The organism is Arcicella sp. (assembly GCF_964672035.1).
Map to the genome: position 1 here is coordinate 18,562 of NZ_CBABQS010000037.1, position 23,667 is coordinate 42,228.

Annotated in this window: 15 protein-coding genes; 12 read left to right on the forward strand and 3 right to left on the reverse strand. The window is 35.5% G+C overall.

All coding sequences use genetic code 11. The features are described 5' to 3' along the window. The first annotated feature begins 50 nt into the window (after window positions 1-50). The 10 genes from AC1W31_RS11615 to AC1W31_RS11660 all read left to right on the forward strand — a co-directional run bounded on the left by AC1W31_RS11615 (window position 51) and on the right by AC1W31_RS11660 (window position 13,096). Window positions 51-1,010 (forward strand): vWA domain-containing protein, encoded by a 960-nt coding sequence (locus AC1W31_RS11615; RefSeq protein WP_481734612.1) that lies wholly within the window; start codon window positions 51-53, stop codon window positions 1,008-1,010. Between the two features lie 381 nt (window positions 1,011-1,391). Then, window positions 1,392-1,823 carry a hypothetical protein gene (locus tag AC1W31_RS11620; RefSeq protein WP_481734613.1) on the forward strand — a complete coding sequence of 144 codons (432 nt, stop codon included), beginning with the start codon at window positions 1,392-1,394 and terminating at the stop codon, window positions 1,821-1,823. Window positions 1,824-1,832: 9 nt separating this feature from the next. Then, a complete protein-coding gene (locus AC1W31_RS11625) occupies window positions 1,833-3,014 on the forward strand; it encodes an acetyl-CoA C-acyltransferase (RefSeq protein ID WP_481734614.1) in 1,182 nt (393 codons plus the stop codon). An 83-nt stretch (window positions 3,015-3,097) separates the two neighbouring features. Continuing rightward, entirely contained in the window at window positions 3,098-4,045 is a 948-nt protein-coding gene (locus tag AC1W31_RS11630) for a phosphoribosylaminoimidazolesuccinocarboxamide synthase (RefSeq protein ID WP_481734615.1), read from the forward strand. Window positions 4,046-4,156: 111 nt separating this feature from the next. Further along, on the forward strand, window positions 4,157-4,594 hold the full coding sequence (locus AC1W31_RS11635; RefSeq protein ID WP_481734616.1) for an STAS domain-containing protein: 438 nt from the start codon (window positions 4,157-4,159) through the stop codon (window positions 4,592-4,594). A 307-nt stretch (window positions 4,595-4,901) separates the two neighbouring features. Further along, on the forward strand, window positions 4,902-5,819 hold the full coding sequence (locus AC1W31_RS11640) for a ribonuclease Z (RefSeq protein WP_481734617.1): 918 nt from the start codon (window positions 4,902-4,904) through the stop codon (window positions 5,817-5,819). A gap of 714 nt (window positions 5,820-6,533) precedes the next feature. Then, entirely contained in the window at window positions 6,534-9,365 is a 2,832-nt protein-coding gene (locus AC1W31_RS11645) for a TonB-dependent receptor (RefSeq protein ID WP_481734618.1), read from the forward strand. 565 nt (window positions 9,366-9,930) lie between these two features. Further along, window positions 9,931-11,118: a pyridoxal phosphate-dependent aminotransferase gene (locus AC1W31_RS11650; protein WP_481734619.1), complete on the forward strand. Its 1,188-nt coding sequence runs from the start codon at window positions 9,931-9,933 to the stop codon at window positions 11,116-11,118. A gap of 120 nt (window positions 11,119-11,238) precedes the next feature. After that, a complete protein-coding gene (locus AC1W31_RS11655; RefSeq protein ID WP_481734620.1) occupies window positions 11,239-12,333 on the forward strand; it encodes an AEC family transporter in 1,095 nt (364 codons plus the stop codon). A 154-nt stretch (window positions 12,334-12,487) separates the two neighbouring features. Then, complete coding sequence (locus tag AC1W31_RS11660; protein ID WP_481734621.1) at window positions 12,488-13,096, forward strand: Uma2 family endonuclease; 609 nt, start codon at window positions 12,488-12,490, stop codon at window positions 13,094-13,096. Here AC1W31_RS11660 and AC1W31_RS11665 read toward each other — a convergent pair. After that, the gene (locus tag AC1W31_RS11665) at window positions 13,093-15,315 is read right to left on the reverse strand and encodes a T9SS type B sorting domain-containing protein (protein WP_481734622.1); all 2,223 of its coding nucleotides are present in this window, start codon (window positions 15,313-15,315) and stop codon (window positions 13,093-13,095) included. The two genes, AC1W31_RS11660 and AC1W31_RS11665, sit on opposite strands and share 4 nt — an antisense overlap. A gap of 886 nt (window positions 15,316-16,201) precedes the next feature. On the opposite strand from AC1W31_RS11665, the gene gltB reads away from it, so the two are divergent. Beyond that, complete coding sequence (gene gltB, locus AC1W31_RS11670) at window positions 16,202-20,773, forward strand: glutamate synthase large subunit (protein ID WP_481734623.1); 4,572 nt, start codon at window positions 16,202-16,204, stop codon at window positions 20,771-20,773. 88 nt (window positions 20,774-20,861) lie between these two features. After that, window positions 20,862-22,352: a glutamate synthase subunit beta gene (locus AC1W31_RS11675; protein ID WP_481734624.1), complete on the forward strand. Its 1,491-nt coding sequence runs from the start codon at window positions 20,862-20,864 to the stop codon at window positions 22,350-22,352. Window positions 22,353-22,383: 31 nt separating this feature from the next. Here AC1W31_RS11675 and AC1W31_RS11680 read toward each other — a convergent pair whose 3' ends face one another. Together AC1W31_RS11680 and AC1W31_RS11685 are read right to left on the reverse strand one after the other, a co-directional pair. Next, entirely contained in the window at window positions 22,384-23,058 is a 675-nt protein-coding gene (locus AC1W31_RS11680) for an ABC transporter ATP-binding protein (protein WP_481734625.1), read from the reverse strand. 61 nt (window positions 23,059-23,119) lie between these two features. Further along, a partial coding sequence (locus AC1W31_RS11685) for a 3-keto-disaccharide hydrolase (RefSeq protein ID WP_481734626.1) occupies window positions 23,120-23,667 on the reverse strand: 548 nt, incomplete at its 5' end.

The window sequence follows — 23,667 nt, forward strand, 5'->3', positions numbered from 1 at the left end:
CCTTTTTGTTATTTTCGCATAATCAACGGAAAAATCCCAAATAGGGCAATATGAATTTAACGTCCGAACTTAATAGTGCTGAACAATGGTTTCTGGTTATATTTTTCATTTTATATCTTATATATCTTGGACGTATATTCTGGATTGCTCGCCGTTTAAATACCACCTCACGTTCAAGTATTTTAAAGTTTATTTTACGAAGCATTTATTTTACTTTAATGCTATTGGCTTTATTAAATCCATCTTTTGGCGATTTGAAAGGTACTATTAAAGCCAATGGGAAAGACGTTTTTTTACTGATTGATATTTCTAAATCAATGGATGCTACTGATATTCAGCCCAGTAGAATCGAAAAGGCAAAGTTTGAGATTAATAAATTGGTAAATCAATTTCAAAATGATCGAGTCGGATTAATTGTTTTTTCGCAGGATGCAATTCTGCTTTCGCCCTTGACGTTTGATAGAAATGCACTGAATCTTTTTGTACCCAAAATCAGTACCGCTTTATTACCCGAAGGAGGAACAGATTTTAATCCTGCGCTTGAATTGGTATTAAAAAAACTTACGAAAGCAAAGGCTAAAACGCAGGCGAAGGTAATTATTCTGATTAGTGACGGTGAAAATTTTGGAAATTTAGACAATACATTGTTAGCGGAAATAAGGAGAAAGAAAATAAATTTCTTTGCGGTTGGGGTTGGAACTTCCAATGGTATTACTTTGCGAGAAGGGGCAAATTTTAAAAAGGATGAAAACGGGGATATTATTGTTACAAAATTAGAATCTACCGTTTTGAGAAAAATGGCTGCTGAAACTGGGGGTAAATATTTGGAAATTAATACGGTTTCTGATGGTTTTAATGGTTTAATTTTGAGTGTTGAAGAGATTGCCGCAAACGTCATTAATGAACGTCAAGTTGATGTTATTGCAAATAAATATTTTTATTTTCTAATCATTGCATTATTTTTGCTCGGAATAGACGTATTCGTTACAGTAAGAACGTTTCAGTTATAAAAAAAACTTCCTTTATTTAATCCATTCTGCATCTTCTCTTAATTTCTTTCTCAAAATCAATTTGTTTTAGCAATGATTTTAAATATTTTATCGTAACTGTTTAATTTAACTATCATACACATCAACTCACTCATTTTTTACATATTTCTGTGGATACTCGACAATAGTTCTTTTACGAGAGTAAATCTTCGTAATAAGGTAACCGAAGATGCTCAAAAGGCGTATTTACAAGGAAACTTCACGGAGGCTACGTTGCAATACCAACTTTTGTCTAAGCAATCTTTTTTTACCCCACCCGAAGTCACGCTTAATTTGGCAAATTCACTCTTTGAAGTAAATGATACGCTTGGAGCTCGACGAAAATATGCTCAGTTAGTGAGTTTGAAAGAGCCACTTTTAGCTTCAACTACTTTTTCTCAATTAGGAGTGATACTCTGTAGTGAGAAAGATACCGTGAGAGCTTTGGCCTTATTTAAAGCAGCTTTAATGCTAAAACCTGACAATGAAATTGCCAGATTTAATTACGAGTTATTGAAAAGACAATTTCATCCGAAAGAAAATAAAGTTCAAAATGCAGCACCGAATCGTCTAAAAAATCAATCAATACCTCCACAACAGATGCCGGAAGAACGGAAAGAAATTGAAAAAAATAATTCTCAAAACGAGTTATTAAAAACCCTGAAAAACTACGGATTAACACCTGAAAAAGCAAAAACAATCTTGGACGGAATGAAAAACAGTGAAATTCAGTATATTCAGCAAAGACAAAATTTAGTAAAAAGTAAAGAATCACGTATCACTAAAAATTGGTAAAATAAATTTATGAGTACTCAAGAAGTATATATTGTATCGGCAGTGAGAACGCCGATTGGAAGTTTCGGAGGCGCCTTAGCAAGTCTTTCTGCCACTCAGTTAGGAAGTATTGCCATTAAAGCGGCGGTTGAAAAAGCAGGCATAAAACCCGAAATGGTAGAAGAGGTTATCATGGGAAATGTAGTTTCTGCGAATCTCGGACAAGCCCCCGCTCGTCAGGCTGCTTTAGGAGCAGGATTACCCGCACAAGTACGTTGTACGACGGTGAATAAAGTGTGTGCCTCTGGTGCAAAAGCGATTATTTATGCCGCACAAAGTATCATGTTGGGCCTTACGGAAGTAGCCGTTGCGGGTGGAATGGAAAGTATGTCGAATGCACCATTTTACGTTCCAAATGCACGATTTGGCTACAAATATGGTTCGAATACTTTGGTTGATGGTTTGGAAAAAGACGGATTAATGGATGTTTATGAACAAATACCCATGGGATTTTTTGCCGACCAAACTGCCCGAAAATACGGATTTAGCCGTGAAGCACAAGACGCATTTGCCATTGATTCCTACAAAAGAGCTCAAGAAGCAACAGAAAATGGTTTTTTTGACGATGAAATTGTTCCCGTAGAAATTCAAACTAAAAAAGGAACTATTGTGGTTTCGGAAGACGAAGAATTTAAAAAAGTAAATTTCGATAAAATCCCTACCCTGAAATCGGCCTTTGAAAAGAGAGGGACTGTGACAGCGGCTAATGCTTCTACCTTAAATGACGGTGCGTGTGCCTTGGTGTTGATGTCAAGAAAAAAAGCGGAAAAATTGGGTTTATTGCCTTTGGCGAAAATAATTGGTTTTGCGGATTCTGAACAAGAACCAGCTTTATTTACCACGTCTCCAACCGTAGCAGTACCAAAGGCCATCAAAATGGCAAATTTAATTAAAGAAGAAATTGATTATTTTGAGATAAATGAAGCATTTTCGGTAGTACCTTTGGCTTTTGAGAAAATGCTGGATATTCCGCATAAAAAAGTCAATATTTTTGGCGGTGCTGTTGCCTTAGGGCATCCACTTGGGGCTTCTGGAGCCAGAATTTTGACAACCTTAATTTCTGTGTTAAGACAAACGAAAGGTCGTTACGGTGCGGCTGGTATTTGTAACGGTGGTGGCGGAGCAACCGCAATTGTAATTGAGAGAATGTAAAAGGATTGTGGATTTTAGATTTTCGATTTCGGATTTAGCATTTGAAATCGAAAATCTGAAATCGAAAATCCGAAATCGAAAAGATGAACACAATAAATATAACAAATTTTAATTTTCCCAATCAAACTGGTTTCTACAAAGGTAAAGTTCGTGATATCTATTCCTTTGAAAATCTGTTAGTTATGGTTGCTTCTGATAGAATTTCGGCCTTTGATGTGGTGCTTCCAAAAGCAATCCCGTATAAAGGCCAAGTGTTAAATCAGATTGCTGAACATTTTTTGAACGCAACCCGTGATGTGGTTCCAAATTGGCTCGTTGCAACGCCCGACCCAAACGTGAGTGTGGGCTTGAAATGTGAAACCTATCCCGTTGAAATGGTGGTTCGTGGCTATTTGGCAGGTCATGCTTGGCGTACTTACAAATCAGGTTCACGTGTTTTGTGTGGCGTTTCTTTACCAGAAGGATTAAAGGAAAACGATAAATTACCAACGCCAATTATTACGCCAACGACCAAAGCCCACGAAGGTCACGATGAAGACATTTCTCGGGAAGATATTCTTTCGCAAGGTTTAGTTTCGGATACTGATTATAGCCAACTTGAAAAATATACGTTAGCGTTATTTGCCCGAGGAACAGAAATGGCGGCTCAACAAGGCCTAATTTTGGTTGATACTAAATATGAGTTTGGTAATAAAGATGGTCAGATTACGTTGATTGATGAAATTCATACCCCTGATTCTTCAAGATATTTTTATTCAGAAGGATATTCAGAACGTCAAGCAAAAGATGAATCTCAAAAACAATTATCCAAAGAATTTGTCCGAGAATGGTTGATTGCCAATGGTTTTCAAGGAAAAGAAGGGCAAAGCGTTCCTGAGATGTCCGAAGAATGGGTTAATCAAATTTCAGAAAGATACATCGAGCTTTTTGAAAAAGTAAGTGGAAAGAAATTTGAGAAAGATACCACAAATGATGTTTTAAATAGAGTTGAAATGAATGTAAACAATTATTTAAAATCAATCAACGAGTAATTATAAATTATATTGGTATGCAAATGATTCAGATGCTACATTTTTTAGATTTTTATAGACAAAAATCCTTTGAATTTGGTGGCATCTGCATTGCATCATAAAACAAAAAATATGGAATTTAAGGTAGAAAAAAACGAACAATTCGCTCTAATCGAACTTAAAGAAATTTCTTTAACGCAAGAGAATTCGCCAGAACTTGAAGAAATAGTTAGAAAACTTTTCAGAGAAGGTTACGGCAACATAATAATGGAGTTTAACTCGATAGTCGAATTGGATGGTTTTGGAATTTCACTGATTCGAAAAGCTAACAAAATTTGCTTGAATGAATTAGGTCTTTTAATTATTGTTACAAAAAATGACGAAATTATTGACCAATTAGATGGAGCAAAAATTGAGGATTTAACGGTCATGCCAACCACACAGGAGGCAATTGATGCAGTTTATTTGAATGAATTGGAGAATGATTTCCAGTCGGATGAAGACGATGAATATGACCACGGCGAATATGGCGATAGTGGTGGAGGTAGTGAAAAAGAGTCAGATTATTGATTTTAGGATTTTATAAACAAAAAAGCCTTGTCTTACGTTAGTTTGATGAGGCTTTTTTCTGAGTTATTGATTGTTTGATTTTAGGGAGATTGTGAAAAAGAAGTCATCAAATTTGACTTGTATTAACTTCCCGAAAACACATAATGAAACTGTTTGGGGAAGTTCAACGGCGATCCTTTTAATAGTTTCAAATTTATAATTTCTTCTAAAAGAACAAAAATTATGGGTATAGTTTTTGTTCAATGAATACAAAGCTTAGATTTCTATAGCCTTTCAGTCATCCAATAACAAATAACCCCAAAACACATTGAGTTTTAATGTAACAATTTTAGGTACTGGTTCAGCAACCCCAGTTCTTGCACGAAATCCAACCGCTCATTATCTTCAAATTGAGCAAGATGGCTATTTGATTGATTGTGGTGAAGGTACTCAAAATCAATTACTTCGCTACAAACTTCGACCTACTCGATTGAAATATATCTTTATAAGCCATCTTCACGGAGATCATTATTTCGGATTGATTGGCCTTATTTCAACTTTAAATATGCACCGCAGAACGGAAGATTTATGGGTTTTTGGACCAAAGGGATTATCCGAAATTATTACGATTCAATTAAAATACTCGGATGCTTGGTTAAATTTTAAGTTGCATTTTATTGAAACTGATACAAAAAAATCGTATCAACTTCTTGAGAATGACCATATTACCGTAATGACTATTCCTCTGATTCATCGGGTCGAATGTTGCGGATTCTTATTTAGAGAAAAACTTCAGAAGCATAAAATAGTCAAAGAAACGATGCCTACTGATTTAACGATTGAGCAAATCAAAACTTTGAAAGATGGTAAAAATGTACTTTTCGAGGATGGTACTACGGTCAAATACAATTTTCGTGAATATACAATTCCTTTGGTCAAAGGAAAAAGTTATGCTTTTTGTTCGGATACACTTTACAATGAACCCATCATAGAAATTATCAAAAATGTAGATTTATTATACCACGAAGCTACTTTTTTAGATGAACTAATCATTCGTGCTACACAAACGAATCACTCAACGGCTAAACAAGCGGGCGAAATTGCCAAGCGTGCCAATGTTGGTAAATTAGTCATTGGCCATTTTTCATCAAGATACAAGGAATTGGACGAGCTTTTAGCGGAAGCAAGAGCCGTTTTCCCAAACACAATCTTAGGGGAGGAAGGACAAACAATTGAATTATTGTAATTTTAAACCATATTCTACCCTAATATCACTTCTTTTTCTTTCAAACTGAAAGGCTCCCATCGTCATTTATTTTATTTCCCATATTGTATTTAAGACAGCCATTTTTATAAAAATGGCTGTCTTTGCTTATCTATAAAAATAAGTAAAGTACAATTATTTTTATCTATTTTAGTATACTTATCTGCCTATACTATTCATCATTTATTTCTTTTCCCGTCTCAAATAAAACCATTTTTGAAATCAAGAGATGTGTTTTTATCGAAATCTCTCCTTTAGGCTATTCACTATTCAATTAAATTTATTTTTTCATAAAAATCCAATTTTTATTATAATTGAGTTTAATATCTTTTTTAGGAATAAATACTTAACCTATTTATAGAAAAATATCAAAAAATATCCTATTTTAGTTAATTATTTAAACCTATTTTTATATTTTTTCAATTCATAAAATATAATTAAAATGAAAAAATTGTATTTTATGAATCTTAATTTTCATTTTTACCTCTTTTTTGAAAAAAAATAAAATATACTCTGAAAATATTTTGATTTGATTTTTATAGATTTATATATTGCAGCATGAATATTGAAAAAATACAATTTTTATAAATTATTGTAATCAAATAGAAATACTCATTACATATTTTTTTAGTATAAATACTCATGAAATTCAAAAATATACTAATTATTTAATCAACCCTTTAAATAACAATCCGAATGAAAAAACTTATATTCATTTTTGCAATCTTGCTGGTGTTTAACGGTATTGCGATTGCTCAGCAAAGTCTGATTTCTGGAAAAATTGTGGATGCTAAAGATAGTACTCCTATGATAGGTGTTTCGATACAAATAAAAGGAACGAATAAAGGAACCATTGCAGGAAGTACGGGAGAGTTTAGTCTTTCTGCAAAACCTGAAGATGTACTTATCGTTTCGTTTGTGGGTTTTAAATCGCAAGAATTTAAGGTTGGCTCAAAATCTAAACTTGATATTAAGTTAGATGATAATGAGCAGTTTTTGAATGAAATCGTTGTGATTGGTAGTCGCTCAACAAATGCACGGACAAATATTGAATCTCCTGTGCCCGTAGATATAATCACGAGCAAAGAGATTAAAGCAACTGGAAGAACTGATTTGTCACAAATTTTGAGTTTTATTGCTCCTTCAATTAATTCTAACCGTCAGAGTGGTGGCGATGGCTCTGCGCACATAAATCCAGTCGCCTTGCGTGGCGTTGCCCCAGATCAAACCTTATTGTTGGTGAATGGAAAGCGTCGTCATAGTAGTGCTTTGGTTAATGTCTTGGGTACGCCTTCTCAAGGTTCTACTTCTACTGATTTGGATGCAATTCCCGTATCAGCGATTGAAAGAATTGAAGTTTTGCGAGATGGGGCTGCGGCCCAATATGGCTCAGATGCGATTGCTGGGGTTGTAAATATTGTATTGAAATCAAGCGTTAATACTGGTCAAATTTCAACCATGGCGGGTGTTTACAATACAAGTTACCGCAATAAAACGGATGGCTTCACATCATTAACTGATTTGAATTATGGCTTTCGCTTGGGAGAAAAAGGTTCAATTAATATCTCAGGACAAATAAACAATCGTTTAGCAACAGATCGTTCTGGTATGTTTGAATTCAATAACAGACTAACAGGTGCAAAATTATACTGGTTTCCGTATGCAGTTGGCACAGGAAGTGAAATTGTAGATGCCAAAGAGAAAAGTGTGGATAGATTTAGCTCAAGTAAAAGTGGTAATGGAAATCAAGATAATGCCAGCTTATTTATAAATGCTGTTCTGCCAGTTGCCACAGATGTTGAGTTGTACGCTTTTGGTGGGGTTTCTTCAAAATATAGTGTTAATCCTAATAACTCATATCGTTTTCCAAATGGAACAACTACTATTAATAATATTTCCAGTAGATATTTTCCAACGGTTTATCCAACAGGTTTTCTCGGTGAAAACGTTGCTCGTTTAATTGATGGTTCATTTACGGCAGGGATTAGAAGTAAAACGAATGGTTGGAATGTAGATTTTAGCAATACTTCGGGACGTAATCAAATTGATTATACCATTCAAAATACAATTAATGCTTCCATTGGTGCTTCAAGTCCTACGAAATTTAACAGTGGAAGTTTAATTTTCTCTCAGAACACAACCAACTTAGGTCTTTCACGACAAGTTGAAAGTGCTTTTTTGAAATCCTTAAATGTTGCTTTTGGGGCAGAATACCGTCTTGAAAACTACCAAATTGTAGCAGGTGAAGAAAAATCGTACAAAAATTACGGTGATACAACTTATGTATCAACCGTAGGAGGTAAAACTAAAGGAGTACGTCCAGCGGGTGCGCAAGTTTTCCCAGGTTATCAACCGAACGATGCACAAAATCAATATCGTCATAATCTTGGTGCTTATGCTGATGTGGAGGCTGAATTTTCAAGTAAATTCTTACTTACAGGTGCGTTGAGATACGAAAAATACAGCGATTTTGGTGACCAACTTACTTGGAAAACCTCTTCAAGATTGACTTTAGTGGATAATCCAGATGGATTCTTACAAAGCCTTTCGTTAAGAGGGGCGGTTAGTACAGGATTTAGAGCACCCTCTTTGCAACAAAGATATTATTCTGCTACAACATCAATACCACAATCGGATGGAAGTTTAATTCTTTCTTTGGTTGCTAATAATGATAATGCCGCAACAAAATCATTTGGGATTCCATCTCTAAAAGCTGAAACCTCTAATAATGCCAGTATCGGAATTACCAGTCGTATCGGTAAACATTTTACGGCTACCGTTGATGCGTATCAAATTAGTATTCAAGACCGAGTTACTTTAACGGGAACATTTGATTTTGGCTCAATTGGAAGTACAGACCCAATTATAAAAGGGGCTGCTACTTTGGTGAAAGGTTTATTGGTAAACTATCCAGATGTAAATGCTGCCCAGTTTTTTGTGAATGCGATTGATACAAGAACTCGTGGCGTTGATATTGTTTTGGCTTACAAAAACCGAGTTGGTCCAGGACAGTTGAATCTATCGCTTTCTGGAAATTTTACGCACACCGAAGTAATGGATGTTCACGTACCAGCGGGTTTAACGGCTACTGGAAGTGCAGACGTTAGAACTTATTTGAAAGATAGAATATTCTTCGACCGTCAACAAAGAGGTCGTTACGAAAGCGGAACTCCACAAAATAAATTTGTATTCTTAGGGTCATATTCATTCAAAAAATTCACACCGACAATTGTAGTAACTCGATTTGGTGACTATACATTTTTTAATACCCAAACCAACTTAAACAGTGCTACTGGCGGTAGAGATCAAACATTCAGTCCAAAAGTTACCACTGACGTTACCTTGAATTACCAATTAGGAAAAAGTATAGGAGTTACGTTGGGTTCAAATAATATTTTTGATGTGTATCCTGATGAACTAAGTGTTGAGAATAATCAAACTGGCGTTTCAAAGTGGGGAACCACGGGTGGACAACAATTTGGATTTAATGGTGCTTTCTTTTATGGAAAAATCACTTTTGGATTTTAATTATTCATCTAAATTGAATTACCCTAAAGTGAGAAGAAACTTGAACGTTTTTACCGTTTTAAGGTAATTTAAAACACTCATATTTAAGTCAGTATAAATACTTAAATATTGAAATATTGTAATTTTTTTAGGAAATAAATATTTTATTTGTAATCCTATAATTTGATTATTTGCAATAATATTAATAATATTCGTTTATATTTGTACTTATATTGTTAATTATTGCATATTTATTGACTTAAATAGCTTTTTTTTAAACATAGTAATAATCTAAAAACTTTATTAAATAGCTAATATGTTTCTCGTAATGCTATATTAATTGTATTATATAGTTAACTTTTTAAATTATATGAATATAATTGTCCCCAAAAATGGATTTTATTCATATTTCCTTTTATTTTTAAAAAAACTTTATACTTTTAGATATGTATTCTTGAATAAGTACAATCCTTTTGGTTATTGATGTGCTTGTTAATTCTTTATTTTAAAAGCCTGTACAAATCAATTTTTTTAGTTATTAAGAAAACATTAATTTTAAATCATTCAAACAAAACTTAAAATTTCCATGAAAAACTTTATTAACAGACGTAGCCTTTTAAAGTCGAGTTTAATGACTATCAGTGGCTTAGCATTAGCACCACACATTTCAGTGGGCGCTTTCTCAGGCTCTTCGTTTTCGCTTGATTCAAAAAACCGCCTTTACTATAGCCCATTGCTAAGAGAACATTTCTTAGATGAACGTCCGAATGTATCGGTAATGATGGCAAGATTGAATGCAAACGAAAATCCTTACGGGCCACCAGAGAGTACAAAGAAAGCGGTTGCCGAATCAGTTTCAGGCGGGAATCGTTATTCATGGAAAGAATTAAATACTTTGGTTGATAAACTTGCAAAAAAAGAAGGCGTAACTCCCGACCATATCATGATGGGGCCAGGCTCATCTGATTTGTTAGAAAAAGTAGCTTTAGTATTATTCATGAAAGGAGGAAATGTAGTTTCTGCTGATCCAACCTACATGTCTTTAATTAGAGTAGCAGAGGCAACTGGCGCTACTTGGAAGGCAATTCCTTGTAAGCCAGACTGGTCGCATGACTTAGATGCGATGGAAAAAGCCATTGATAAAGATACAAAAATGGTTTATATCTGTAATCCAAATAATCCCGTTGGTAGCATCACGGCAGGAAAAGATTTGTTAGCTTTCTGTTCACGTGTTTCTGAAAAAGTTCCAGTTTTTATTGATGAAGCGTATCTTGAATTGGCGGAAGGAAATGGTACTGAGAGTATGGTCTCATTATTATCACAAAACAAAAATGTAATCATTGCTCGTACTTTCTCGAAAATTATGGGAATGGCAGGTTTGCGAGTAGGATACGCCGTGGCAACACCAGCTTTCTTAGATAAAATTCAAAAAATAACTCGTGGTGGAATGGGAATTTCTCATACTTCTATTTTAGGCGCTATTGCAAGTTTTGAAGATAAAGAATTTCAGGCAAATACTAAAAAACTGAATACTGAATGTAAACAGTATGTCTATGAGAATTTGACTAAAATGAATTATAAATATATTCCTTCTTATACCAATTTTGTTATTTTCCCAATTTCCATGAATGGTAAGGATTTCCTTACAAAAATGACTGCAAAAGGCATTATGGTACGTGCATTTGATATTCAAAATAAATCATGGTGCCGTGTGAGTATGGGTACGATGGACGAAATGAAGATGTTTATCAAAGCATTAGGCGAAGTTTCTTAATCTTAAAAAGATTTTTATCTAATATCTATTCATGGCATGACTCAAAGTCATGCCATGAATTTTTAAAGTTATTTTTAGTAAAATAACTTATATATCATCAACCTAAATACTTCAATAATCATGATAGAGGCATTACAAAAGACACTTATTCTTTTGCTTTTAATTGGTTTAGGATTGGCACTAAGATCTAAAATTAAAAACAAAACTGAAATTACTGGTATCAAAGAAATCATTTTATCTATCGCTCTTCCTGCTACGGTTTTCATCGCATTAATGGGAATTAAAATGAGTTTTTCACTCCTTATTTATCCAATTTTAATATTAGCCTTCAACTTTTTTATTTTCTTTTTAACACCTGTAATTTTACCAATTTTCGGAATTGAGAAAAATAGTTCAGCGGGTAGAACATTAACGATGTTATTGCCTTCATTAGCGCCTGGGCTTTCAAGTTTTCCGTTTATTAACGAATTTTTAGGAGATGATTCTTTGGCTTTGGCCGCAATGGGAGACGTTGGAAATAAGTTTTTTGCCTTGAATTTTCTGTATTTCGTGGCAATGGGAATGTATTTAAAGAATAATCATACCGAATCTACCGATGAAAAAGGAAAGGTAAAAAGTTTATTATTGAGTTTAGTAAAAGAACCCATCAATATCATCATGCTTTTGGCCATTATTTTTCTCTCAGTTGGGTTAAATATGACTTCTTTGCCAACAGTAGTTTCAGAATTATTCACACGGGCAAGTAGCTTAATGACTCCTTTGGTGTTGATTTATATTGGCATGGCCGTTCAATTCAAAGAAGGAAAAATAAAATTAGTGAGTTCAATTCTGTTATCTAGAGCAGGAATAACGCTTCTTTTTAGTGTTTTGATTATTACAATTTTCAACGTTACAGACCCCAAAATGGTTTTATTGGCCGTTGTTGTGCCCTTAAGTTCATGCAGTTTTTGGCCTTTTGCTCATATTTCTGGCATTAATTTGAAAGAAGATAACAAGGAATTAAGTAAAGAAAGACGCACTTTTGACATGAATTTAGCCGTGTTGATTTTAGCGTTTTCACTACCATTATCAACCATTTTAGTCATGGGAATTTTGGCATCAGGTGAGTTTTTTGCTCACACAAGTACGTTGTTAATATTTGGTTTGATTTTAACAGGTTTTGGACTCGCTCCTCATGTATTCAAAAAGCCAATATTTAAATTTTCTAAAGCATAAGAATCCCTGTAATTTTACCAAAACTAAATAATTTATTTACGGCAAAACCGCTGATAACTTTCAATTTTGAAGGTTTCAGCGGTTTTATTTTGGGAAAGTATTTCTCAATTAAATAAATTTGTATATTTGATTATTAAAAATAATTTCCTTTCAAATGGTTATAACTTCAGAATATGAAAGTGGCTATTCGTTTAAACAATTAGAAAACCATCGAATGACTGATGATGAATTCTATGCTTTTTGTTTATTGAATGGCTCAATAAAATTCGAGAGAGATGCTTTCGGAAACATAATTATTATGCCCAATACTGTAGGAATTACAGGAATTAGAAACAGTGATTTAATCATTGATTTAGGAATTTGGAATCGTAAAAATAAGTTGGGTAAGATATTTGACTCCTCAACGGCTTTCAGATTGCCGAGTTCAGCGGTGCGTTCCCCTGATGCTGCTTGGGTTTCAAATGAACGATGGAATGCTTTAACATTGGAGGAACAAACAAAATTTCCGCCACTTTGTCCAGATTTTGTTATTGAGCTAATGTCAAATTCTGATGATTTGAAGGATGCCGTTGAAAAAATGCACAAATGGATTGCTAACGGTTGTCAATTGGCTTGGTTGATTTTCCCGAAAAGTGAAGAAGTGAGGATTTTTAGAGCCAATGGAACAGTTGATTTAATTGTTGGATTTGATAATGTTCTTTCGGGAGAAAATATTTTACCAAATTTAGAATTTAATTTAAGTTTCTTAAAATCAGATACTTAACGAATTAAACTAATCCAACCTTTAAATTCTCTCACCGTAAATTTTAGAAAATAATAATAATCTGCCGAAGAAAATTCCCCTCCCGTCCACTTAAAATTTTTATCGGTTGATTTATATACCGAACTTCCCCAACGATTAAAAATCTCAATGAATTCAAACTTTTCGGCGCAATTATTTTCGGGCAAATCCAATGCAAAATAATCATTTTTCCCATCTCCATTCGGCGTAAAAACGTTGGCAGGCTTGAAAATATCAAAATTGGCAATCTTGTTTTTTAGGGTAATTTTCACTGAAACGGTATCAAAACGGTTTGGGTTACACGAATTATCTTCCGTAATAAAATCAATTTTGTATTCTGCATTATCTTTTCCTTTCAATAAACTACAATCAGGTTTCCAAGCGAATGGATTTATAATTTTTGCCACGCCATCTTTGTCCGCCCAAATCATGCCCACAGCTTTCAAATCGAAGCCTTTTGGTTGAGCGTAAAGTTTCAAAGGGTCAAAATTTGGGTCGGTTGAAATTACATCAAAATTGATGGGTTGTGGCTCAGTACCGTCCAAAATTACCTCAACTACATTATTTACAAGGCTGGTTTTTACTTCGGGTGGGTCGCTTAAAGGTCTGATTGCCATTAACGTTACTGAAATGCTATCCTTCAAATTTCTTCCGCAACGAGTATCCGTCAAAATGAAATCTACAATATAATCATCCTTTCGATTTGGGTCACAAATGGGGATCCAATTGAAGGGCGAAGTTAACTTACCAATCCCCGAAGCATCGGCAAAACTCATTCCTACTGATGCGAGCGTGAATCCTCTTCCACGAGCCGTTACCGTGATATTGTCATTGTCTTTATCCGTACCTAATACATTGAATTTTAATACTTTACCAAGTAAAACTTCTCCTTTTTGGTTTGGCAAATCCGTGCTAACAACTGGTGCAGCATTAGATCGTGGTTCAATATACACTTGCATTCTAAGTGTTGTGGTAAGTGGTTGCGGACATCCATTATCAGTTGCCACAACGTCAAAAATCAAAGGTTTTCCATCAAAAGATTCTGAGCATTCATCAAAACAAACCTCCGATTTAAGGGTATCTTTTGTGGATGAAATAAGAATAGTTGAAGGGATAATGGTTGGCACATTTTTAAAATTTATCGGCACAATTTTCATGCTGATAAGTTGATTGATATCAGAATCGGTCTCTAAAATGGTTAAGCACCTTTTTTCACCCGCTTTTATGTTGATGATGGTATTCGAATTATAGATTTCTGATTTACCTTTTTCTCTAAAAAGTGCCTTTGGGGCGTTATTAATAGGACAATCAATGGCTTTCAACTGAAAATCTCTTCTGACTTCGCCAATTTTTATGCCTTTTCGATATTCTTCCGTCAAAACACAAAAAACATATAAACCTTCTTTATCAACCGTTACAGTTAATTGTCCCGTTTTTGAATTGATTTTCAGAGGGTCAGGGCCAGACATAATATTTTTGAGATTATAACCCGAACCCCATTGAATCACTGGATAATTGCTACTTCCTTTTGGAAAAGGTTCAATATTTCCAATATCTTTTGTACTAAATCCGTTTAAAGGGGTTTGTAAAGTGTAAACTAAACTATCTCCATCCGAATCATTTGCTCCAAATTCGAAAGTGAATGGCCGATTAAGGCAAATATAATCACCAGAAACTACTTTAAATGAAGGAGATGAATTGTAAAAAAATGAACCATTTATTGAAAGCGGAGGAAAAGATAAATAAAATGTTGATCCAGCATCACCTGGATTCTGAATATTTGTAATGGTTCCATTTCTACAACATCTTTCCCAAACAATATAATAACCTTGTGGATCATTGAAAAGATTTGAATCTAAATAAATTAAATCACTGTATTGAATCAATCTCGTTCTAATAGAATTATTTTGGGCGCAAACTGGATTAGAATATTGAATAAGAAAATTGTTAACGATTGGAATTGTGGAAAAACCCATATATTGATTATCTCTTTTTCTATAAAAAGCTAAGGTAATATTTTGAGTTATTGCTCCTTTATCCCCGTTAATATCATCAAAATAAAGATTTAGGTTAACCCTGTGAGTCGCTCCAGTTTGTCCTTTCACAACCGATAATTCAATTTCTCCCCCCACAATATGCGTTGCAAATATGGGTGTAAGAGTGAAGATGGTTAAAAGTATTGTCCAGGAAAAGTGTTTCATAGTTTTATAAAGACAGTATTTTAGGGCAAATGGTTGTGTTAGTCATCATTTTTTTTGGCGTATTGTAGTTTTTGAATCAAGTGGGTTCGGTATAAACAGATTGACATGGATACTATACCTAACCTAATAGCCGAGAATAAAGCTATTCTATTGACGTTTCGAAACGCTGGTTCTAAGTCCATTTCAAGTAAAATATGATAGAATGATTATTGATGTTCAATTTACAGATTTTTGGATTGTTTTGTAGATTAAACTATCATTTTATCTGAACAATAATTTACATCATTTGCAGGATTCTTTGGAAATTTCTCAACCATAAAGTCTTGAAATTTGCTGAATTATTTTCAAACAAAATGAATTTCAGTATTTTTTTTGAAAAATATTTTTTCAATTCATTTTTTTGCTAAATATTGAAAAAGTAGTTTAATTATTGGATAGTTAATGTTATATTTTTGAAAAAATAACATTATTAAATATCTAAAATACTTATTTTTAAGTAAATTTCTGTTAAAATAATCAAAATAAGTATATAAAATTACTTTTTAAAAATTGTACCTAACCAAGATTAAATTTTACATAATATTGAAAATGTATAAGACCAATGATTATTTGGTGAAACGCTATTTTTTCCAAAGAAATTATTGTATATATTTGTAACAGCAAAATAGAAAGTACACGTTTTTGGTTATTTCAGTACATTAAATTTTGTTTTGATTGTCTAAACCTTCATTTTATTGGGTAGTTTATCAATTAAGTTATAAAATCACAACTTTTTACGTAAACACAAAGTAGATTATTCTGTTGAGAGAAGATTAATCTTAAATTATACCAAAATAGCAGCTTCAATCTTTGATTGTTTCGTCATAAAAAGCCAAATACTAATACCATGATTAATACAGAAAATAAAGGATTGTATCGAAAAGAATTTGAGCATGATGCTTGCGGAATTGGTTTCGTTGCAAATATGAAAGGGCGTAAATCCCATAAAGTTGTGGCGGATGCAATTCAGATGCTTATTCGCATGGATCACCGTGGCGCTTGTGGTTGTGACCCAAATTCAGGTGATGGTGCGGGAATTTTGCTTCAAATTCCTCACGAATTCTTTTTGGAAGAATGTGCAAAATTAGGCATTGACCTTCCTACGGCGGGTGAATATGGCGTAGGTATGACTTTCTTTCCGAAAGACGAAGCAACTCGTTCAGAATGTAAGGATATTATTACTCGGAAGGCTAAAAAATTAGGCTTAGAAATCTTAGGCTACAGAATTGTACCGTGTGATAATTCAGAAATTCAAGGGGCTGAATCAGGAAATACTGAGCCTCAAATGGAACAATTGTTTATTAAACGTCCAGTCAATTTAATGGATGAAATGGCGTTTGAACGTAAATTGTACGTTTTCCGTCAAGCTACCGCTCGTGTAATCAATGAAACCGTAAAACATATTGATAATAAATTTTACTTTGCATCGCTTTCTGCTCGTACCATTATTTACAAAGGTATGCTTACAACCATGCAAGTTCCCAATTATTTTGAAGATTTGAAGCGAGAGGAATTCACTTCGGCACTTGCCATTGTTCACTCTCGTTTCTCAACCAATACTTTCCCAGAATGGAAATTGGCTCAGCCTTTCCGTTTTATCGGTCATAATGGTGAAATAAATACCGTAAAAGGTAACTCTGCTTGGATGCAAGCCCAATCAGCTTTGTTTGAGTCCGAATTCTTCACAAAAGAAGAGATGGATATGATTCTGCCAGTTGCTCAATTAGGACAGTCAGACTCAGCCGTTTTGGATAATGCCATCGAATTATTATACATGAGTGGGCGTTCGCTTCCGCACGTTTTGATGATGTTGATTCCAGAAGCTTGGGATGGAAACGAGCAAATGGAACAATATAAAAAGGATTTCTACGAATACCACGCTGCTATGATGGAGCCTTGGGATGGTCCAGCTTCTATTTCGTTTACGGATGGAAAAATCATCGGGGCAACTTTAGATAGAAATGGTTTACGTCCATCAAGATATTGGGTTACGGATGATGATTTCGTAATCATGGCTTCGGAAGCAGGCGTTTTGGATATTGACCCCGCTAAAATTATTTCAAAAGGTCGTCTTCAACCAGGCAAAATGTTTGTGGTTGATATGGAGGCAGGTAGAATAATTCCAGACAGCGAATTAAAAGAGAAAATTTGTCAACAAAATCCTTACGGCGAGTGGTTGAAAACCAATAAAATCAAAGTTGAAGATTTACCAAAGGCAGGGGCAGAATACCGCACGCCATTCCAGAGAGAACTTTTATTACGTCAGCAAGTATTTGGATTTACAACGGAAGATTTAAGAGTTTTGTTGGCTCAAATGGTTGAAACGGGTAAAGAAGCCCTCGGTTCGATGGGCGTTGATACGCCGTTAGCAATCCTTTCTGACCAAGCACAGCATTTGTCATATTATTTCAAACAACTTTTTGCCCAAGTAACCAACCCACCTATTGACTCGATTCGGGAACGTACAGTAATGTCTTTACTCTCGGATATTGGTGGTTTGAAAAACTTATTGCAAGAATCGCCCGAACATTGTCGTCAAATCGAAATTCGTCAGCCCGTTTTGACCAATGAAGAGATTGAGAAAATTCGTTGGATTGACCATAAAAACTTCCACACAAAATCAATTCATACGACCTTCCGTGCGAATGGAAAAGGGGGCGAATTGAAAAGAGCTTTGGATAGAATTTGTCAATATTCAGAAGATGCCGTTGATGACGGATACGCAATTATTTTATTGACAGACCGTGGCGTTGATTCTTCACACGCTCCCGTTCCTTCTTTACTAGCAGTTGCGGCAGTACATCATCATTTGATTCGTCAAGGTAAAAGAGCCCAAGTCGGTTTAATAGTTGAAGCAGGAGATGTTTGGGAAACGCATCAATTTGCCACTTTAATTGGTTTTGGAGCATCGGCGGTGAATCCGTACATGGCATTTGAGACCATCAATGGCATGAAAGAAAAAGGTATTTTACAAGTTGATTATTCGTACGAAAAACTGCAAGCCAATTATATTAAAGCCGTTAATGGTGAATTATTAAAGATCTTCTCTAAAATGGGAATTTCGACGCTTCAATCTTATCAAGGAGCGCAAATTTTTGAAATTGTAGGTTTGTGCAAAGAAGTAGTTGATACTTATTTCACGGGGGCAATATCAAGAATTGGTGGTATCGATTTAGAAGGAATTGCGAAGGAAGCCATGATCAAGCATAAAAATGGCTATCCAGAAGTGCCAGTAACTAATCCAAAATTGGAAGTTGGGGGTATTTATCAATGGAAACAACGTGGAGAAGCTCATTTATTTAATCCTGAATCGATTCACTTATTGCAACAATCGACCAAGAGAAATGACTATGCTCTATATAAAAAATACTCAAAATTAATTGATGACCAAGCCGAAAGATCTTTAACTCTGCGTGGATTACTGAAATTCAAAAAAGGCAAATCAATTGACATTTCAGACGTTGAACCTATCGAAAGTATTTTCAGGCGTTTTGCAACGGGTGCCATGTCGTTTGGCTCAATTTCTTACGAAGCCCATACCACTTTGGCCATTGCGATGAACCGAATTGGTGGTAAATCAAATTCAGGAGAAGGTGGAGAGGATCCAATCCGATTTGAGAGACTACCCAACGGGGATTCATTAAACTCAGCCATTAAACAAGTGGCTTCTGGACGCTTTGGGGTAACGGCTCATTATTTAACCAATGCCTCTGAATTGCAAATCAAAATGGCTCAGGGGGCAAAACCAGGCGAGGGCGGACAGTTACCAGGATATAAAGTAGATGATTGGATTGGAAAAACCCGCCATTCAACGCCAGGCGTAGGGTTAATTTCACCACCTCCTCATCACGATATTTATTCAATTGAAGATTTAGCCCAATTGATTTTTGACTTGAAAAATGCGAATCGTGAGGCTCGTATTTCAGTAAAGTTAGTATCAGAAGCGGGTGTTGGAACGGTTGCGGCAGGCGTTGCGAAAGCTCACGCCGACCATATTCTGATTGCAGGACACGATGGTGGAACGGGTGCATCGCCACTTTCATCCATTCGTCATGCTGGTTTGCCTTGGGAACTTGGTTTGGCAGAAGCACATCAAACCTTAGTTCGTAATAAGTTGCGTGGACGGGTTACGCTTCAAACAGACGGACAAATCAGAACGGGTAAAGACCTTGCAGTGGCTGCTCTTTTGGGTGCAGAAGAATTCGGCGTTGCTACGGCGGCTTTGGTAACGGCAGGTTGTATTATGATGCGTAAATGTCACATGAATACGTGTCCAGTTGGTGTGGCAACACAAGACCCACAATTACGTGCCCTATATACCGGAGAACCCGAACACGTGGTTAATTTATTTACTTTCTTGGCAACTGAATTTCGTGAAATCATGGCTGAATTAGGTTTCAGAACGGTAAACGAAATGGTTGGACAAGCGGATAGATTAGAAAAGAAAGAAGGATTGACGAACTGGAAATTACAAAATTTGGATTTATCGCCCATCCTTTACAAAGAACCAATTGCCTTAGACGTTGCCCTTTACAAACAAGAAGACCAAGACCACGGTTTGCAAGCTCAGTTAGATTGGAAATTATTAGAAATTGCGAAACCAGCCTTAGATAATAAAGAAAAAGTGACGGCAGAAATGGACGTAATCAACGTAAATCGTACCATTGGAACAATGCTTTCAAACGAAATTACGAAGAAATACGGAGCCAAAGGCCTACCAAATGATACGATTCACGTGAAATTTACGGGTACGGCAGGACAATCTTTTGGTGCATTTTCGGTGAATGGAATTACTTTTGAAGTAGAAGGCGATACAAATGATTATATCGGAAAAGGACTTTGTGGAGCAAAATTGATAGTTTATCCAAACAAAAGAGCCACTTTCGTTCCAACTGAAAACTCAATTGTTGGTAATGTTTCATTCTACGGGGCAACTTCCGGCGAAGCCTATTTACGAGGTATGGCAGGCGAACGTTTCTGTGTGCGTAACTCTGGAGCAAAAGTAGTTGTGGAAGGTATTGGCGACCACGGTTGTGAATACATGACGGGCGGTTTAGTCATAATTTTAGGCGATACTGGACGTAATTTTGGCGCTGGCATGTCAGGTGGGGTTGCTTACGTTTGGGATAAAAATAAAGACTTTGCTCCAAAGCTAAATACCGAAATGGTAGCCATCGAAGAATTGACAATTGAAGATGAAAACATCCTCAGATTGTACTTACAACAACACGCACAATATACAAACTCGGCAGTGGCAAAAAGAATTTTAGATAATTGGATTGCAACTTTACCAGAATTTGTGAAAGTAATGCCACAGGATTTCAAGAAAGCCTTGGCGATGAGAGAAATTTCTTATTCAGAAGTGTTGGAAGATAAGAATGTAGTATATCGTGATATTCAGGTAGAAATTGCTCATTGACATTAATTCTATTAAGACTAATTTACTAAAAATATGAAATTCGGACGTTATTTTTCAAAATCCGAATTTCAAAATCCGAAATCAAAGTATGGGAAAAGCCACAGGATTTTTAGAAGTAACCAGAGAAACTCCTAAGAAAAGACCCGTTGCAGAACGTGTCCAAGATTATAAAGAAATAGATATTGATTTTACGACTGATAAAGTCAAAGCGCAAGCGAGTCGTTGTATGGACTGCGGTGTGCCTTTTTGTCACAATGGCTGTCCGCTTGGAAATATTATTCCAGAATTCAACGATGCCGTTTATGATCAAAACTGGGCTTATGCGTACGAGATTTTATCTTCAACGAATAACTTTCCAGAATTTACGGGTCGTATTTGTCCTGCCCCTTGCGAATCTTCGTGTGTATTAGGAATCAATAAACCACCCGTGACGATTGAATATATCGAGAAATCAATCATCGAATATGCTTTTGGAAATGGATTGGTAAAACCAAATATCCCTTCAAAAAGAACAGGCAAAACGGTTGCAGTGGTAGGTTCTGGCCCAGCGGGAATGGCAACAGCCGCTCAGTTGAATAAAGCTGGTCATACCGTTACGGTTTTTGAACGTGCTGATAAAATCGGAGGATTATTAAGATACGGCATTCCTGATTTTAAATTAGAAAAATGGGTTGTACAACGCCGGGTGGACGTAATGGAGCAAGAGGGTATCGTCTTTAAAACGAATACTAACGTTGGAAAAGACATCAAAGCTGAAGATTTATTGGAAGATTTTGATGCGGTTGTACTTACGGGAGGTTCAACAATTCCAAGAACATTGCCTATTCCTGGTGGAGATTTAAAAGGTATTTATCCAGCGATGGAATTCCTTTCACAACAAAATAAAAGAGTTGCGGGTATCGAACGTTTTGTGAATCATGCGGGTAAAGATTATCCAATGGGAGAACTTTATGCAACCGATAAAAACGTAGTAGTAATTGGTGGTGGAGATACCGGTTCTGACTGCGTGGGTACATCAAATCGTCATAAAGCGAAGACGATCACGCAAGTCGAAGTGATGCCGATGCCTCCAACTTCAAGAGCCGAGCAAACGCCATGGCCTAATTGGCCCATGATGTTGCGAACTTCATCTTCGCACGAAGAAGGAACGGGTCGTCAATGGTCAATTGCCGTTCAAGAATTTTTGGGTGATGCTGATGGTAATTTAAAAAGTATCAAAATTGCGGATATTGTAATGCAAGTGAAGGACGGAAAAGCATCACAAGTTCAAACAAACGAGCGTGAAATTCCTGCTGAATTGGCCTTGATTGCTGCGGGTTTCTTACACCCACAAAGAGAAGGTTTGTTGGCTCAATTAGAAGAAAAAGGCTTAGAATTTGACGAAAGAGGAAACGTAAAAGCTCATAATTATCAAACAGCCATTGATAAAGTTTTTGCCGCAGGAGATATGCGTAGAGGACAATCATTGGTAGTTTGGGCAATTTCGGAAGGTCGTGAAGCGGCTCGTGCCACTGATATTTTCCTAATGGGAGAATCAACGTTGGAAGCGAAAACTGTTTCGAGTTTTGCGGTAGCGTAAGTTATATAATGGACAATTGATAATGGACAATTTAATTGCCAATTATCAATTGTCCATTATCAATTATTAGCCCATCTTGCATCACCAATTTCCTGTCCGCCATATTCGCTAATTCTTCATTGTGGGTAACAATCACAAAAGTTTGATTAAATTTATCTCTTAAATCAAAGAAAAGCTGATGCAATTCTTGGGCATTTTTTGAATCTAAATTTCCCGAAGGTTCATCCGCAAAAACAATGGAAGGTGAATTAATTAAGGCACGAGCTACGGCAGTACGTTGTTGTTCCCCACCCGACATCTGCGATGGCAAACTATGAATTCTATCTTTCAACCCAAGCAAAACCAAAATCTCCTCTGCCTTCTCCTTTACTCCTTTCTCCATGCCTCCTATAAAAGCAGGCATACAAACATTTTCTAAAGCAGTAAATTCTCCAAGTAGGTTATGAAATTGAAAAATAAAGCCTAATTTCTCATTTCTAAATTTTGCTAAGTCGTTGTTTTTGAGATTCGTAACTTCTTGATTGGCAATAAAAACTTGTCCCTTATCGGGTCTGTCAAGCGTTCCAGCAATGTGCAGAAGTGTACTTTTTCCCGCACCCGAAGCACCCACGATGGAAACAATTTCGCCCTTTTGAATATGTAAATCAATACCTTTTAGTACAGGTAGAGAACCGTAATTTTTATGTATATTTTTGACTATTAGCATAATTTAATTTAGATTATTGCTTATTTTTAGGGCTTCCGAAGTAGATAATTTGAGATAAATATCACAATAATTTCTTTATAACCACCTTCCGAAAATCAATAGGATAACCTTCATATTGCAATAAAATTCTCCCTTCCGAAATCTCCGTTTGAGTCCCTTCATTGACTAATTTTCCATTTAATTCTTGTTTGACATTACCGTTTGAAGAAGTGATAATTACTGTATTCCATTCACCAAAAGGTTTTTCAGCATCTTCAAAACGAGTTGAAGTTACACTTTTTCCTGCTTCTGTTTTCTTACCTTTTACTTCTAAAACAACTTTTTGAAGAAACACAAAATCCCCCGTTGCACCTTCCTTTACTTGAAATTGGATGCCTTTTGGCCATAAAGTATCGGGCGTAGTGGTTGGTACAAAATACATAATTCCACTGTTTTTCTTGTTACTTTTTCTAATAACGGTAGAATCAGTATTCCATTTATATTCAACCGTTAATTGAAAGTTTTTAAACGATTTTTCCGACATCAAATAGCCAATTTTATCACCATCTAAATGTATCATTTTCTTATCGGCATGAAAGATTTTAGAAGCATCTTTTTGTTTGCCAGAAA